Origin of the sequence: Caldicellulosiruptor obsidiansis OB47, assembly GCF_000145215.1 — a bacterium.
Classification (GTDB): Bacteria; Bacillota; Thermoanaerobacteria; order Caldicellulosiruptorales; family Caldicellulosiruptoraceae; genus Caldicellulosiruptor; species Caldicellulosiruptor obsidiansis.
Genome location: NC_014392.1, coordinates 860,059 through 871,960, shown reverse-complemented (window position 1 = coordinate 871,960; position 11,902 = coordinate 860,059). Strand labels below are relative to the sequence as shown.

13 protein-coding genes are annotated in these 11,902 nt (G+C 37.8%); 1 reads left to right on the top strand and 12 read right to left on the bottom strand.

The window, feature by feature from the left end; genetic code table 11:
- Positions 1-66 precede the first annotated feature (66 nt).
- The 3 genes from COB47_RS03710 to COB47_RS03700 all read right to left on the bottom strand — a co-directional run bounded on the left by COB47_RS03710 (position 67) and on the right by COB47_RS03700 (position 1,894).
- Positions 67-429, bottom strand: coding sequence for a hypothetical protein (locus tag COB47_RS03710; RefSeq protein ID WP_041742401.1), 363 nt, complete (start codon positions 427-429; stop codon positions 67-69).
- Between the two features lie 85 nt (positions 430-514).
- Positions 515-1,087: a BofC C-terminal domain-containing protein gene (locus tag COB47_RS03705; protein ID WP_041742399.1), complete on the bottom strand. Its 573-nt coding sequence runs from the start codon at positions 1,085-1,087 to the stop codon at positions 515-517.
- A gap of 75 nt (positions 1,088-1,162) precedes the next feature.
- Entirely contained in the window at positions 1,163-1,894 is a 732-nt protein-coding gene (locus tag COB47_RS03700) for a YebC/PmpR family DNA-binding transcriptional regulator (RefSeq protein ID WP_013290061.1), read from the bottom strand.
- A 135-nt stretch (positions 1,895-2,029) separates the two neighbouring features.
- Between COB47_RS03700 and COB47_RS03695 the strand changes: the two genes are divergently transcribed.
- A complete protein-coding gene (locus tag COB47_RS03695) occupies positions 2,030-3,523 on the top strand; it encodes an oligosaccharide flippase family protein (RefSeq protein ID WP_013290060.1) in 1,494 nt (497 codons plus the stop codon).
- Here the strand turns inward: COB47_RS03695 and COB47_RS03690 are convergent.
- From COB47_RS03690 to COB47_RS03650, 9 genes are all read right to left on the bottom strand, one after another.
- The gene (locus COB47_RS03690) at positions 3,488-4,099 is read right to left on the bottom strand and encodes a hypothetical protein (RefSeq protein ID WP_013290059.1); all 612 of its coding nucleotides are present in this window, start codon (positions 4,097-4,099) and stop codon (positions 3,488-3,490) included. The two genes, COB47_RS03695 and COB47_RS03690, sit on opposite strands and share 36 nt — an antisense overlap.
- Positions 4,100-4,120: 21 nt before the next feature.
- Positions 4,121-4,741 (bottom strand): YigZ family protein, encoded by a 621-nt coding sequence (locus tag COB47_RS03685; protein WP_013290058.1) that lies wholly within the window; start codon positions 4,739-4,741, stop codon positions 4,121-4,123.
- 132 nt (positions 4,742-4,873) lie between these two features.
- Positions 4,874-5,296, bottom strand: a complete 423-nt coding sequence (locus COB47_RS03680; RefSeq protein WP_013290057.1) for an NUDIX hydrolase — start codon at positions 5,294-5,296, stop codon at positions 4,874-4,876.
- A 93-nt stretch (positions 5,297-5,389) separates the two neighbouring features.
- Positions 5,390-6,919 (bottom strand): GTPase HflX, encoded by a 1,530-nt coding sequence (gene hflX, locus COB47_RS03675; protein WP_013290056.1) that lies wholly within the window; start codon positions 6,917-6,919, stop codon positions 5,390-5,392.
- A gap of 156 nt (positions 6,920-7,075) precedes the next feature.
- Positions 7,076-8,278 (bottom strand): elongation factor Tu, encoded by a 1,203-nt coding sequence (gene tuf / locus COB47_RS03670; RefSeq protein ID WP_013290055.1) that lies wholly within the window; start codon positions 8,276-8,278, stop codon positions 7,076-7,078.
- A gap of 85 nt (positions 8,279-8,363) precedes the next feature.
- A complete protein-coding gene (gene fusA, locus COB47_RS03665; protein ID WP_013290054.1) occupies positions 8,364-10,439 on the bottom strand; it encodes an elongation factor G in 2,076 nt (691 codons plus the stop codon).
- Positions 10,440-10,468: 29 nt separating this feature from the next.
- Positions 10,469-10,942, bottom strand: a complete 474-nt coding sequence (rpsG, locus tag COB47_RS03660; protein WP_013290053.1) for a 30S ribosomal protein S7 — start codon at positions 10,940-10,942, stop codon at positions 10,469-10,471.
- 68 nt (positions 10,943-11,010) lie between these two features.
- Positions 11,011-11,448 (bottom strand): 30S ribosomal protein S12, encoded by a 438-nt coding sequence (gene rpsL, locus COB47_RS03655; protein WP_013290052.1) that lies wholly within the window; start codon positions 11,446-11,448, stop codon positions 11,011-11,013.
- A 23-nt stretch (positions 11,449-11,471) separates the two neighbouring features.
- A complete protein-coding gene (locus tag COB47_RS03650) occupies positions 11,472-11,726 on the bottom strand; it encodes a L7Ae/L30e/S12e/Gadd45 family ribosomal protein (RefSeq protein ID WP_013290051.1) in 255 nt (84 codons plus the stop codon).
- Positions 11,727-11,902: the final 176 nt, after the last annotated feature.

The window sequence follows — 11,902 nt, the reverse complement described above, 5'->3', positions numbered from 1 at the left end:
AATAACGTATAAAATAAAAGAAGCTGCCCATTAATCTTTTTGGACAGCCTCTATTAATTAGAAATATCATACAGCATTGTGAACAAACGCAACTATCTTTCTGCAAGGAATGTCAACTATTGAACCAAGTCCACAAAATCTTCTGCGTGGCGGGCAGCATCTTTCTCTTCGATGATGTTCGCCAAACTCTTCTCTTGAGTCATAGCCTCTGTACCAGAATGGGTCATCTGGTGGTGTTCCTATTGTTACAATAAGCCTTATAAGCCTTGGTGTGACAAGTGCTAAAACACCTGTAAATCCTTGTCCGCTTTCTCCTCCGCTTTCTGTGAACACTGTAACTGTTTCTCCTAAATACCTTTTCATGTGTTCACAGATATCGTGGCAGTGATGTTCATGCCCTTCATACCTCAAATCCATTTCTTCTGGCATCATTTCTTACCTCCCATAATTCATATTATGTCTTTTTCCATTAACATAATATGAATTATGGGTAAACTGTGTTACATAAAATTTTTTAACTTCCAAAATCCTCAATTATCTTTATTGCATCTTCAAACGAGTTGACTACAATTCCTTTTTTTAAATCATTTACCTCTTGTTCTGGTAAGTTTTCAATACTAATTGGAGTAATGAGCTTTAGAGTATCACCATCTACAGGTTGCGAATAAAATATAGCTACTCTTCCGTCTTTTATAGAAATTATGAAATGATTAGGACAAAAACCCTCAAATACTCGGCTTATTACCACATACTTAGAGCTGAACGCGTCTATTTCCCATCCGGCAAACATATTTTTAAAGTCCTGTTTTGACATCCCTACATACTCTTTTGGTACAATCTTCTTTTCTTCAATAACATGTCCGCACCCTTTAAAATATTTCCTTACAACAAACAAAGTGTTATCAGCTATTCTACTCTCTATATCCTTATTTATATATGCAATCTGCGTTACATTTTTACCCTTAATATCCTTTTCAGATTTCACTTTCCATCTTTCTAATGTTATAGTAAACCCTACTGCAAACGAAACTATGAACAAGAAAACAACAATAGCAGTGAGCGTGGCAGTTTTAAAATACAGTTTCATTTTCTTCATGACCCCACAAGCACTCAAAGTTTTTTTACTATTATTCCCTGCCAAACCCACTGCTATACATAGAATTTATTCTTCATCTTCTTCCCAATTGTGATAAACCTCTTTTACATCATCGTTATCTTCAAGCATGTCAATAAGTCTTCTCATCTTCTGGGCATCCTCACTTGAAAGCTTTACAGTTGTCTGGGGAATCATCTCTATCTGAGCCCTTATAAATGTAAAACCTTCTTTTTCCAGACCTTCTCTGACCTTTGAAAAATCCTCAGGTGATGTAATAATCTCATATATATCGTCCTCTGAGGAGAAATCCTCAGCACCATACTCTAACGCCTTTTCCATCACAAAGTCCTCATCCGGAAAACTTTCTTTTTCAATAACTATGACACCTTTTCTACTGAACATCCATGAAACACAGCCTGTTTGACCAAGATTGCCACCGTTTTTGTCAAAAATGTGTCTAAGCTCTCCGGCTGTTCTGTTTCTGTTGTTCGTCATTGCCTCAACAATAACAGCAACCCCGCCAGGTCCATAGCCCTCGTACGTAATGTCTTCGTACCCTGTTGTGTCAATCTCACCAGCTGCCCTTTTTATAAACCCCATTATCTTGTCCATGGGCATGTTGTTTGCCTTTGCTTTTGCAATTACGTCTCTGAGCTTCGGATTTGTCTCAGGATCAGGTCCGTACATCTTCGCAACAACCATAAGTTCTCTACCAAGTTTTGTAAAAAGTCTCCCTTTCTGAGCATCTGTCTTTTCTTTTTTGTGTCTTATATTTGCCCATTTTGAATGTCCAGACATAGTTTATTTCCCCCTACCTTTTAAGCTGCTATTGTGCTCAATATGGAATTATAAATTAGATTTAGAGCTAATGTCAAATGATTTTCATACATAAGATTTAATAATGAGCAAAGAATTATTATAAATAAAAGAAAGATGAACAAAAAGATTTTAAGTCAGATTGTAATACTTACACTTTGCAACATCTTAACATACAGTCTTTTCTTCTTTTACAGAGTGTTCATATCACGCAGAATAGGTTCTATTGGTATAGGACTTTATACATTTGGCATGACACTTTATTATTTGTTTTACAGTATATCAAGCGGTGGAATCTTAACTGCTATCTCAAAATATATTGCTGAAAATTGCTACTGTACCAACTTGAAAGAAAAAGTTGTCTTTGTGATGAGCAGAATACTTCTTCTTTGGAGTATTATAGTTGCTATCTTTTTTTGTATCTTAAATCCTTTTTTCTGTGATATTGTATTTGACACACCACATCTTAAACACACTGTCTATCCACTTATTGTATGCATTGTGGTTGTCACACAATCAGCTATTTTGAAGGGCTTTTTTTATGGTATTCAAAATCCTACTCCACCTGCCTTGGCAGAGGTGTTTGAAAATGTTGTCAGACTTTCTGTCACATGCCCCATTTTCTTGATAGTAATAAACTCATCTTCGCTTGATACAAAGCTATTTTTGTCTTTCCTGGGAATTCTTATAGGGGAACTTTCAAGTCTGAGTTTCCTTTTGATATCATATAAACTCAAATACCAAAATATTCAATTTCCGATTAAGCTTTCCGAGATTGTGCAGATTTCATCTAATATACTAAAAGTATCTGTACCACTTGCCACAGCCAGTGTCCTTGGAATGATTTTTCAATCACTTGAAAATATGATAATTCCAAAATTACTTGAATATATCGGTAATACAAAAAACGAAGCAATTTCTATTTATGGAATAATAAATGGCATGAGCTTCCCAGCAGCAACTTTGCCACTTGTAATTGTAAATTCGTTATCCATAATAATAGTTCCTACCATCTCCGAAACAAAGATTAACATAAAAACTCTCAACTCTCGAATAAACTCTTTTCTCTTGCTTACCATTGCTATTTCATTGCCAACAACATGTGTATTCTTACTTTTTCCTGTACAGATTTGTAATTTGTTGTACAAAAACCCTCAAGCAGGAATGTATCTTAAACACATAGCACCTGCGATAACATTTTATTATCTTTCTGTGGTACTTTCAAGTTTACTTAATGCACTCGATAAGGTCAATTTTAATTTTATTTTAAATTCAGTACTAACAGTAACAAGATTGATAGTCTATATCCCAACAATATTACTTTTCAAAAATGAGATCCCTTATATTTGGATCTCAAATATATTTGCCCTTATTTCATGTATTATAATGCTTGAAAAGATAGCAAACCTTGAGTTTGAATTTGTTCTTGAAAAAAGAATAATCATTCTCATCTTTCAACTTGCAGTGGGGTGCTTGCTTATATTTACTATACTCATTTATCTGAAAATAACTTCAATGAAATTTTTTATTATCTTGTTTCTAGCAGGATATTCTTTAATTAGTTACCTTATCCTTTTATATCAGAAAAGGTGTAAGAAATACCGAAGGTGAATATATATAAAGCAAACAATAGAAAAGCACAATCATAAATACTATTGTCAATGCCTTTGTTCTTGGTATACCAAACCCCTTTGAAAGTGCTTCATAAACAGATATCAAGAAAAACATCTCTGACACTTTAAAAACTGCATAGCCAATTGATAAAAACCAAAACATAGTCCCTATCAAAAATGTATATGACGGAAGAAGGTATGATACTGTCAGTGTAGTTATCACTTGTGAAACACTTGCTCTTTTTCTTGTAACAATGGAAGCTGTCAAAAAAACTATAACAACCAGCATAAAAAGCTTAAAAATCTGGTTTGAAAAAAGTGTAATAATAAGCCTTGCCAACCTTAAATTCTCTAAATCAGATTTTATTCTGTCTGTAAAAAATACAAGACCTGCCTCTGCTGGCATTATTTCGTATCCCTTTCTAATCTGAAGGTAAACGTAGATTGTAAAAAGTGTAACATATATCAAAAACACTGCTATTCCTGCTATGAAATTGTTAAGAAGTGAAATATTCTGAATAAAATAAAGTGGATTTGTAAAAAGGTATCTATACACATTTTCTTTCTTGTTCACAGCACAAACACATCCTTTTCCCTAAATTGCTTTTAAAACTATCCCTTTTTTGTCAGCCAGGAAGTTGCCGGATGTAATATCTGAAACGTTTTTTATAAAGTCATCCACCTCTTCTTTTTTTATTGCCAGCGATAAATCTACAACTTGCGAATACTCAATCTTTTCTATTTTTGTATTAAACTTTGAAGTAAGCCATTTAATCTTCTCAAAATCAGAATACTCTATGCTGAGCACAACCTCTTCACACTCATGATACTCCAAAATACCCGCTTTTTCAAGTCCGAGGCTTGCTGCCTGTGTATATGCCCTGACAAGTCCTGATGCACCCAGCAAAATCCCGCCAAAATACCGAGTTACTACAATCAATACATTCGAAACATTGCTCTTTCTTATTACCTCCATGACAGGAAGCCCGGCTGTACCTTGCGGCTCCCCATCATCAGAATACTTTTGCACAGGATATTCAATACCATATGTATAGGCATACACGTTGTGTGTTGCATCATAAAACTCTTTTCTGACCTTGTCAAGAAAGGTATTAACCTCATGCTGATTTTCTACCCTGAAAACTGATGCAATAAACCTTGATTTTCTTTCTACAAATTCTACCTGGACATTTTGAGCAATAGTTTTAAATCTCATTTTTATTTTAAATCCCCTTTGCCTCAATTAATCACATCCATTAGCTTTTCACATCAAAAAGGGCTGCCATTTTATGTAAAATTTAATGACAGCCCTTTAAAATCCTATACCATATATATTATAAATTGTGATTTAAATATTCACAAGTTGTTTGTATTGTTCATATGCACAAGATGCCAAAGCCTTGTCTTGGCTGTAAGTAATCTTCTGAATAGCCTCTTCAATGTCAAAATACCCAGCATCAAAAACGTTCTCTTCCTTATTTTCTTTCAAAAACTCAGGAGATTTTGCTTCCATGATATACCATATAATCTTGTTGCAAACTGGTCTTTGACGTGTGACAGAAAAGAACTCATAACTTGTTTGACCTGCTGTGGAGAGAATTGAAGCGTCAATTCCAACTTCTTCCTTGACCCTTCTTACTGCAACCTCTGGTGCAATCTCGCCGTTTCGGATAACACCTTTGGGAAACACCCATTCGCCCTTTTCGTTCTTCATAATAAAGATTTTTCCCTGGTAGAACACAACTCCACCAGCACAATTACGAATTAGCAATGCGGACAACCCCTTTCTTTTATTTTAATAAAAATTTCCCCTTACTTTAATAATACCCTCTTTATTCATCTTATTCAACAAATTTTATATAAATTAAATTCTTTCAACAATCATATCAAGCAAAGTATCTATACCTCTGCCATCTTGAGCAGAGACAAATACGTAAGGTACATTGTCAAATACATCTACACTTGAAATGTCCACTTTATCTATCTTGTTATAAACCCTTATAAGAGGGATATTTTCTGCTCCAAGCTGCTTTAGCAAATCCTCAGATACTTTTATGTGGTCATAATAATACGGGTCAGATATATCTACAACGTTCAGAATAAGGTTTGAATACTTGACCTCTTCTAATGTTGAAGAAAACGCCTCAACAAGATGATGCGGCAAGTTTCTTATAAACCCTACAGTATCAGTGAGTAAAAATTCTCTGCCCTTGTGGTACACTCTTCTTGTTGTAGTATCAAGTGTTGCAAATAGTTTATCTTCTACCAGAACATCTGCCTTTGAAATTCTGTTCATGAGAGTAGACTTTCCTGCATTCGTGTAACCAATTATTGATACAACAGGTACCTGGTTTTCTATTCTGCTCTTCCTCTGAACTTCTCTATTTTTTTTCACCTTTTCAAGCTCTTTTTTTATCTCTTCAATCCTGCGCTGGATATGTCTTCTGTCAATCTCAAGCTTGGTCTCACCAGGCCCTCTTGTTCCAATTCCGCCACCAAGCCTTGAAAGCAGCACTCCAGTCCCACGCAGGCGCGGAAGCAGAGTCAAAAGCTGTGCAAGTTCTACCTGAAGTTTTCCCTCTTTGGTCTTTGCACGCCTTGCAAATATGTCAAGGATCACATCAGTTCTATCTATCACTTTTCTCAAAAGCAGCTCTTCCAAGTTTTTTATCTGAGCAGGCGAAAGTTCTCTGTTGAATATCACAACGTCGATGTCCTTCTGCTGGCAGATTGAAAGTATCTCTTCTGCTTTACCTCTTCCTATAAAGTATGCAGGGTCTATGCTTCTTCTTACTTGCACTACCGTGTCAACAACTTTAACCCCTGCTGTCTTGCACAAACTCTCAAGCTCTTCTAAAAGGTGCCTGTCAAGTTCAGACGAACTTTTTGGCCACACATCAACAAGCAAAGCCCTTTCATCTTTTTCTGTCAAAGTCTCGTGAATCTTTTCTCTTTCCCTCTGTTTTTCATCCACTTCTGAAATCTTGGATGAGATATCAAGATTGTAAAAATACTCTATCTTGTGCGGTCCAACCGTTTCAACCTCTTTCAACAGGCTACCCCAAAAAGCTATGGTAGCTTCCTCAGTTTTGAGCGAAATTGTCATAACATAGTCATACTTTTTCATTATAAGAGTGGACAGGTCAAGCATTGACGGATGTGATACTGAAGATAATCTCGTAAAGATTAATGCCGCCTTTTTAGGGAAAGAATCCTGGTTTTCCAGTTCAGCGAATTCCTTTTTTTCTATTATGACCTCTTCAATCCTTCCTTTTCTATTCAAAACAATTGCTATTTCCTTATTAAGATTTACCGAGAATTCTTTCAGTGTGTTGTAGACAAACTCATCAATCATATACTCTTCTGTCTGATGGAATTTAAGTTTTTGAATCATATTGTGATAATACTCTCTTATTCGTGCCATACGTTTTTTTAAAAACACCTCCTTGAAGCAACTTATCTTGGGACAAAATCTTTTGAGCCAAAAAAAGCCCAAACCTAAGTTTAGAAAGCTTTAAAGCTTCTCTTCCTTAGGCTTGGGCTTTTTTGATTATTCAATTATTGTTGTAACAGAACCTGCACCAACTGTTCTTCCGCCTTCGCGGATAGCAAATCTGAGTCCTGACTCAATAGCAATTGGAGAGATAAGTTCAACTGTCATTTCAACGTTGTCACCAGGCATGCACATCTCTACACCCTCTGGTAGTGTGATTGTTCCTGTAACGTCTGTTGTTCTGAAATAGAACTGTGGTCTGTAACCATTGAAGAATGGTGTATGTCTTCCACCTTCTTCTTTTGTCAAGACGTAAACCTGTGCTTTGAACTTTGTATGAGGTTTAATTGTGCCTGGCTTTGCAAGAACCTGACCTCTTTCAACCTCATTCTTCTGAATACCTCTGAGAAGGCACCCTACATTGTCACCAGCAACAGCCTCATCCAATACCTTTCTGAACATTTCAATACCTGTTACAACTGTCTTTCTTGGCTCTGGAGCAAAACCAACTATTTCGACCTCTTCGCCTGTCTTGAGTGTTCCTCTTTCAACTCTACCTGTTACAACAGTACCTCTACCTGTGATTGAGAACACGTCTTCAATTGGCATCAAGAATGGTTTGTCAATGTCTCTCTGTGGTGTTGGGATGTATTTGTCAACAGCATCCATGAGCTCTAAAATGCACTGATACTCTGGAGCATTTGGATCTTGTGATGTTGACTCTAAAGCCTTCAAAGCTGAACCTTTTATGATTGGTACTTCGTCGCCTGGGTAACCATACTTGGAAAGAAGCTCTCTTACTTCCATTTCAACCAGCTCAATCAATTCTGGATCGTCTACCATGTCAACCTTGTTGAGGAATACTACGATGTATGGAACGTTAACCTGTCGTGCAAGCAAAATGTGTTCTCTTGTCTGTGGCATTGGACCGTCTGCTGCAGATACAACCAAGATTGCACCGTCCATCTGAGCAGCACCTGTTATCATGTTCTTGACGTAGTCAGCGTGACCTGGACAGTCAACGTGTGCATAGTGTCTTGCGTCTGTCTCATACTCAACGTGTGCTGTGTTGATAGTAATACCTCTTTCTCTTTCCTCTGGAGCCTTGTCAATCTGGTCATAAGCCATAAACTGAGCTTTACCTTTGAGAGCCAAAACTTTTGTGATTGCAGCTGTCAATGTTGTTTTTCCATGGTCAACGTGTCCAATTGTACCTATGTTTACGTGTGGTTTTGTTCTTTCAAATTTAGCCTTTGCCATCCTTATTTTATCCTCCCTCACAATAATATTTTATTTATATGTGAATTTTTAAAATTGCAACCGCAGTTTAAGATTATTTTAACACTTATTTATTCTTCATTTCAAGAATCTTGTCAGCAATATTCTTTGGAACTTCTTCATAGTGGTCAAACTGCATGGTGTATGTCCCTCGACCCTGTGTCTTTGACCTCAAGTCTGTTGCATAACCAAACATCTCAGCAAGCGGAACATATGCACGAATAACCTGAGCGTTACCTCTCAGTTCCATACCCTCAATTCTTCCTCGTCTGGAGTTGATATCACCCATTACATCACCCATGTACTCTTCAGGGACAACAACCTCAACCTTCATAATAGGCTCTAAGAGTACTGGGTCTGCCTTTTTCATACCTTCTCTGAACGCTTGAGCTGCTGCAATTCTGAATGCCATGTCGCTTGAGTCAACCTCGTGGTATGAACCGTCAAACAGCGTAACTCTTACGTCCACTACAGGATATCCTGCCAAAACACCTGACTGCATTGCTTCCTGGACACCTGCATCGACAGATGGTATGAACTCTTTTGGAATCACACCACCGACAATCTTGTTAACAAACTCATACCCTGCGCCTCTTTCAAGTGGCTCAAGCTCAAGCCAAACGTGACCGTACTGACCTCTACCACCAGACTGTCTGATATACTTTCCTTCAACCTTGACAGATTTCTTGATTGTCTCTTTGTAAGCAACCTGAGGTTTACCTACATTGACCTCTACCTTGAACTCTCTTTTCATTCTGTCAACAATAATCTCAAGGTGAAGCTCTCCCATACCTGCAATAAGAGTTTGCCCTGTCTCGTGGTTTGTTGATACTTTGAACGTCGGGTCTTCCTCTGAAAGTCTCTGCAGCGCAATACCCATCTTCTCCTGGTCAGCTTTGGTCTTTGGCTCAATAGCAACCTGTATAACAGGTTCTGGAAATTCCATAGATTCCAAAACAATCGGATGATTTTCATCGCAGAGGGTATCACCTGTTGTAGTATTAGAAAGACCTATTGCTGCACAGATATCACCTGCATACACTGCATCAACGTCTTCCCTGTGGTTTGCGTGCATGTGCAAAAGTCTTCCTACTCTTTCTTTCTTGTTCTTTGTAGAGTTATAAACATACGACCCTGCATGAAGAACACCTGAGTAAACTCTCAAGAATGTCAGTTTACCAACATATGGGTCAGACATAATTTTAAATGCAAGTGCACAGAATGGTTCATCTTCACTTGTCTTTCTTTCAATCTCTTCACCAGTATCAGGTGAAAATCCTTTCACTGCAGCAATATCAACTGGTGATGGCAAATAATCAACAACAGCATCCAAAAGTGGCTGAACACCTTTGTTTCTATAAGATGAACCGCAAAGCACAGGTGTCATCTGCATGTTGATTGTAGCTTTTCTTATTGCAGCCTTGAGCTCTTCAACTGTAATCTCTTCACCCTCTAAATATTTCATCATAATATCTTCGTCAGTTTCTGCAACAGCTTCTAAAAGTTTAATCCTGTACTCTTCAGCAATGCCTTTTACTTCATCTGGAATCTCTGTCTCTTGCGAGACTTTTCCAAGGTCGTCAACATAGATTATAGCCTTCATTGTAAGAAGGTCAACAATACCTTTGAAAGTATCTTCTTTTCCAATTGGAACTTGGATTGCAACCGGGTTTGCACCCAGTCTTTCCTTCATCATATCAATAACGTTGAAAAAGTTTGCACCCATTATGTCCATCTTGTTGACATAAGCTATCCTTGGAACACGGTATTTATCTGCCTGTCTCCAAACAGTCTCTGACTGTGGCTCAACGCCGCCTTTTGCACAAAATACAGCAATCGCACCATCAAGCACGCGCAGAGACCTTTCTACCTCAACTGTGAAGTCCACATGTCCTGGTGTGTCAATGATGTTTATCCTGTGACCTTTCCATTCACAAGTTGTAGCAGCAGAGGTAATAGTAATACCTCTTTCCTGTTCCTGCTCCATCCAGTCCATTGTAGCAGTTCCTTCGTGGACTTCACCCAATTTGTGAACCTTACCTGTGTAAAAGAGAATTCTTTCTGTTGTTGTTGTTTTCCCCGCATCTATATGAGCCATAATTCCTATATTTCTTGTTTTTTCAAGTGGAAACTGCCTGGGCAATTTCTTCTGTCCTCCTTGTCAAAATAGTATTACCATCTGTAATGTGCAAATGCTCTATTTGCTTCTGCCATTCTATGAGTATCTTCTTTCTTCTTAACTGCTCCACCTGTATTGTTAGCTGCATCCATGATCTCTGCTGCAAGTTTTTCTTTCATCGTCCTTTTGTCTTTTCTCTCTCTTGCATACTCAACAAGCCATCTAATTCCAAGAGAAAGTCTTCTGTCAGGCGCAACCTCAATCGGTACCTGGTATGTCGCACCACCAACTCTTCTTGGACGAACCTCTAATACAGGCATAACATTGTTGAGTGCTGCCTCCAGGACCTCAAGCGGGTCCTTGCCTGTCTTTTCTCTTATAATATCAAATGCACCATATACAATCTTTTGTGCAATTGATTTTTTACCATCATACATAACTTTGTTAATAAGCTTTGCAACAACTTTGTCATTATACACCGGATCTGGCAATATCTCTCTTTTTTTAACAGGCCCTTTTCTTGGCAAGCCATTTCCCTCCTTCTACAAAACTGTAAATATTCATGCCGATCTTTCCCATACACTTTTTGCAAATTTTATTTCTTTGCAGCGCCTGCTGCTTGTTGTTTTGGCCTTTTTGCACCGTATTTGGAACGGCCCTGTCTTCTGTTAGCAACACCAGCACAGTCCAAAGTACCTCTTACAATATGGTATCTAACACCTGGCAAGTCCTTGACTCTTCCGCCTCTTACTAAAACAACTGAGTGTTCCTGCAAGTTGTGACCAATACCTGGGATGTACGCTGTCACCTCAATACCGTTTGTAAGTCTTACCCTTGCAACCTTTCTCAGAGCTGAGTTTGGCTTTTTAGGTGTCACAGTTTTAACAACTGTGCAAACCCCTCTCCTCTGAGGACAGCTAATATCGTAATACTTTTTCTTCAAAGAGTTAAAACCTTTTTGAAGTGCTGGTGCCTTTGACTTTTCAACCTTTTTCTCTCTGCCGTACCTAACAAGCTGGTTTATTGTTGGCATTCTTGCACCTCCTTAAAAAAATCTTATTCAATTATCGCGGCAGACGATGCTGCCACACTTATACCACAAATCTTACCAAGTTCTTTTTTGGAATCCACAAACACAAGTTTTATCCCTTTTTGCTTGCACATATCTATTATATCCCTCACTACCCACTCATCGCTGTCCTTTGCGACAAAAACAATCTTTGCCTTGCCTTTCTGGATAGCTTGGGCAGTCTGGCGCGCACCAACTGTCTTTGGTGAAGTTTTCAAAGCTTCAATGTCTGATGATGACAAATTCACTTCCTCCCTTTTTTACATGGAAGGTGTAAAATTACACTCAAATATAATAACACTCAAATTATTTTATGTCAAGAAAGTTTAAAAGCACATCTTTTGTTTTGTTGTAACTTCAAAAATTTTTAATTTTGGAGCGGGTATACCCTTTTCTTTGAGGCATACCCGCAACCAAT

Excerpts from the sequence above, each read along its gene's own strand:
- COB47_RS03685 (WP_013290058.1), bottom strand. The coding sequence starts at position 4,741 with ATGAGATTTAAAACTATTGCTCAAAATGTCCAGGTAGAATTTGTAGAA.
- COB47_RS03695 (WP_013290060.1), top strand. The coding sequence starts at position 2,030 with ATGAACAAAAAGATTTTAAGTCAGATTGTAATACTTACACTTTGCAAC.
- rpsL (WP_013290052.1), bottom strand. The coding sequence starts at position 11,448 with ATGCCAACAATAAACCAGCTTGTTAGGTACGGCAGAGAGAAAAAGGTT.
- COB47_RS03705 (WP_041742399.1), bottom strand. The coding sequence starts at position 1,087 with ATGAAACTGTATTTTAAAACTGCCACGCTCACTGCTATTGTTGTTTTC.
- hflX (WP_013290056.1), bottom strand. The coding sequence starts at position 6,919 with ATGATTCAAAAACTTAAATTCCATCAGACAGAAGAGTATATGATTGAT.
- tuf (WP_013290055.1), bottom strand. The coding sequence starts at position 8,278 with ATGGCAAAGGCTAAATTTGAAAGAACAAAACCACACGTAAACATAGGT.
- COB47_RS03700 (WP_013290061.1), bottom strand. The coding sequence starts at position 1,894 with ATGTCTGGACATTCAAAATGGGCAAATATAAGACACAAAAAAGAAAAG.
- COB47_RS03710 (WP_041742401.1), bottom strand. The coding sequence starts at position 429 with ATGCCAGAAGAAATGGATTTGAGGTATGAAGGGCATGAACATCACTGC.